This is a genomic window from Pseudoduganella sp. RAF53_2 (genome assembly GCF_052113985.1).
In the GTDB taxonomy this organism is placed as follows: Bacteria; Pseudomonadota; Gammaproteobacteria; order Burkholderiales; family Burkholderiaceae_D; genus Rugamonas.
Map to the genome: position 1 here is coordinate 1 of NZ_JBFRDW010000633.1, position 3,521 is coordinate 3,521.

A 3,521-nucleotide genomic window follows, 5' to 3' on the forward strand; every position below is an offset into this window, starting at 1 on the left:
AGTCTGAGCCTTACGATGAAAGCAAAATCTGGCCAATTTTTCTGGGTCATTGTTCACCCTTAGTTTAGGAATCGCTGTGCCGAAATTCATTGTTGTCAAAACAATTCAATACACCGAAGAGGTCCAGGTTGAGGATGCTCCAACAGCGGAGGTAGCTAAGGAAGTGGCTTTGGCAACAGAAGGTAAACGCATCCAAAACGACGTTGTGATTGATGCCTACGTACGTCGGCTCATTGAGTAAGAATTGTGAGCACCGCAGTTCTTGAGGCGGCACCAGATCAGCGAGTAGTCCTTGTAAGACAAAACGGTTGGCTTCGAGATCGGGCGATTCGTGGAGTGTTGTAGATGCGTTTACTTCGAAACGCGTTCAAATACTGACGAAGTCTGTTCGGGCTATCTCGCTGCTAGAGTGAATTCCATTAGATGTAGCCTCAGTATCGAGCGAATGCTCTGCAGTTAATCTCCTCTGGAGGCCATATATGTGGAATCTAGCCAGCATTGCCGAAACTGCGGCGCCGTCGCGACAGAGAAATTTTGCCCGATGTGTGGCCAGGAAGCCCGGCTGCATCCGCTGAGTTTGCTTGAATTTCTACATGAATTTGTTGGACATTATGTCGCGTTGGAGGGCAAGCTTTGGGGCAGCATCACCCGCTTGTTGTTCCATCCTGGCCTGCTTACTAATGAGTACTTGGCGGGCCGCCGCAAGCGATATGTCGAGCCGCTTCGGCTCTATCTTTTCGTTTAGTCTGATTTTTTTCGCGGTGAGAAGCTCAACCACATTGAAGTGGTTATTGCTGATGATATTTCATTGCCTTTCGCTCCTGCTTGGTGTGTTGATCGTACTTGGCCTGGGCGTAGTGAGTTCGCATTAGAACTCAGGACAGAATGGGCCAAGGCAGCATGCCGACCAGCTCCAGACGGACTTATGACGGTTGACGTATCAAAACTAAAGTACGAAAAAAAACGGCATCGATTGATGCCGTGAAGGATCGCCACAATGCATTGGAGACTACATAGATAACGCTTGGGACGCAGCAATCATATTGCTGCGCTACTACCCGGTGCTGCCAATTTGGGCCTCTTTGCTGCCAATCGTTACTTAGGCCTTTGTGCCCTCTCCGAATTCTAAGGATGGTCCATAGCTTGCCGCTCAAATTAAAGTTGGCGGCATTTTGCAATTGTTTGGCAATTTTGCCGACGTAACCTTCTCTAGAATCTCTTTGTCTTGAAGGCTCGTGGCTCTGAGACTGGCGGTGTGGAGAATAATTAACTTCTACACATAGCATAGGGCTGTGACTCACCCACGAATATCCGCAACCTCGACCAGTGAAATTGAATGCACGCCATAGATAGAGAAGCGCTAAACTTTGTGAGAAAAGCTCGACTGGAATACAATCCAAATCGATTGCTGGATACGGTAGCGGAAATTCTTCAGGTGAAAACAGACTCTGCCTTAGCGACTGCATTGCGGGTCGGTCAGCCTATCTTGAGCAAAATGCGGCACGGAAAAGCGAACGTTAGTTCCGGAATGCTTATTCGCATGCATGAGATTACAGGCCTGACGATTGGCGAGCTGAAGTATCTGTTGGGCGGCAATTCCTTTGAAATCCGGAGATCCGAATGTTGAGTGTGCTTATCGGGATCGCTCTAGCAATTGGCGTCGGGCTCTTAGGTACGTACATCAAGCTAGATCGCGAGCGCGGCTTTTACCCGGTTATTTTAATCGTAGTGGCAGCTATTTACGTGCTATTCGCGTGCTGCGCAAACGAACCACGAGTCGTCTTCATCGAGATCCTGCCGTTGGCAGTATTTGGTATCGCGGCCGTAGTCGGTTTTCGAAAGAGCCAGTGGATTGTGGTTGTGGGGTTGGCGGGTCACGGATGTTTTGATGCGGTTCATAACCTATTGATCCTAAATAAAGGTGTCCCTCCATGGTGGCCAGAATTTTGCGGCACGTTTGACGTGGTCTTCGCACTTTATTTCGGCGTGAGACTGGTGTGGTCGAAGAGGAAGCTTTCTTCATCGTCATCGGAACCACACCTCTTTCGTAACAATGGCTGATATCGACATCAAAACGCACAACGATTCCAGCCTATAGGTCGGTTCCGGCGCGCTAAGAAGCCCCCTCAGGACGAAGTGGTAATAGGGCCAAAGTGACAACAAGATTGTTATCTCGAGATTTGCGTTCTGGCTCGATGGCACTTCTATGTCCCCCGGGTCGTGCGTTCGCGCAAGCGAGCGACGCGTGCTGCGTCAACTGCTCTACTTTTCGGATTGTTGAATTCGTCTCGCTGTGCTGGCGAGATTGGTCAGAACTCCGCTAGGCTTCTCGTCCATTTGCTTCCGCTTCGGCCCTTATTGAAAGCTTAGAACAATGGATCGTGGCCGAGATTGTCAATGAATTGTCAGTGCCGCGTTTGTGACGCTTCCATAATGGTATGTCGCCGGATGCGGTGACGGTGGTCTAAACGCGAGGGAAATATGGAAAAAATAATTAGCGAGAATTCGGGGCCAAGAGAGTCGTTGGTATTCAAACTTGGCAATGAGGAGTACGGCATTGATCTGCATAAGGTTCAGGAGATTAGAAGCTATCCTGCCGTGACTCGGATTGCAAATGCGCCAGACTTCATCAAGGGGCTTATAAATCTGCGCGGTACTATTGTTCCTGTTGCCGATATGAGGATTAAGTTCCGGTTGGGCTCCGCCGACGTTGGTCCATTCACGGCGGTCATCATCCTGAGTGTGCGACAGCGCCTGATTGGCCTCGTCGTTGATAGTGTCTCTGATGTCATGACCCTCCTCGCGGACCAGGTAAAGCCTGCACCAAGTATGAGCTCGATGATGAGTGTAGACTTCATCACCGGTATTGGAACAATCGATGACCGAATGCTGATTCTTCTCGACATTGATGCCTTAATTTCGTCTGCAGAGATGCAATTGATGGACACTGCTTCAGCTTAACCATGCTATCCGTTTTCTGATTGGCATGTACCTCTCAACGACGCACTGACGCGTTTGTCCGTGGTCTTCTAGGAGAATTCGTACCTCCCCCGACTTGCCTGGGGGAGTGCTACCCAAGTTCCCACACATTCCGTTGAGTAGCCATACGTTGCGTCGCATTCTATTCTGTGGCAGCAACTAACAGGTATTTGTCTCTTCAGCCTGGTAAGCCCTTCGGATAATCATGTCGCGATGATCGCATGTGCGGTCATTCGACGATCCATTCATACTTACATCCAGGACTGAAAGCAATTATGAAAGAAACGATCCTGTCGCGATCCATGCGCCTGATTTTCTCCAGCGGTATGGCCGTAACAACCGGGCTTATCGCCCAAAGCGCAATGGCCCAAGATGCCAAACCAGAAATCCAGCGTGTGGAAATTACGGGTTCGGCAGTTAAACGCATCGCAGTTGAGGGAGCGTTGCCGGTACAAACGCTGTCTAAATTGCAGATCGAGCAAACGGGCGCCACCACGGTCGCGGATCTCGTTGCAACGCTGCCTTCGATGCAGGGCCTCATT

At 50.0% G+C, this 3,521-nt stretch carries 4 protein-coding genes and 1 pseudogene; all 5 read left to right on the forward strand.

Features of this window, described 5'->3' with window-relative positions; genetic code table 11:
- The first annotated feature begins 76 nt into the window (after window positions 1-76).
- Window positions 77-241: a hypothetical protein gene (locus AB4Z11_RS26770; protein ID WP_442028882.1), complete on the forward strand. Its 165-nt coding sequence runs from the start codon at window positions 77-79 to the stop codon at window positions 239-241.
- 300 nt (window positions 242-541) lie between these two features.
- Entirely contained in the window at window positions 542-745 is a 204-nt protein-coding gene (locus AB4Z11_RS26775) for a DUF3667 domain-containing protein (RefSeq protein WP_442028885.1), read from the forward strand.
- Window positions 746-1,620: 875 nt separating this feature from the next.
- Window positions 1,621-2,061: a hypothetical protein gene (locus AB4Z11_RS26780; protein WP_442028883.1), complete on the forward strand. Its 441-nt coding sequence runs from the start codon at window positions 1,621-1,623 to the stop codon at window positions 2,059-2,061.
- A gap of 420 nt (window positions 2,062-2,481) precedes the next feature.
- A complete protein-coding gene (locus AB4Z11_RS26785) occupies window positions 2,482-2,961 on the forward strand; it encodes a chemotaxis protein CheW (RefSeq protein WP_442028884.1) in 480 nt (159 codons plus the stop codon).
- Between the two features lie 293 nt (window positions 2,962-3,254).
- Window positions 3,255-3,521: pseudogene (locus AB4Z11_RS26790) on the forward strand (TonB-dependent receptor); the annotation flags it as partial.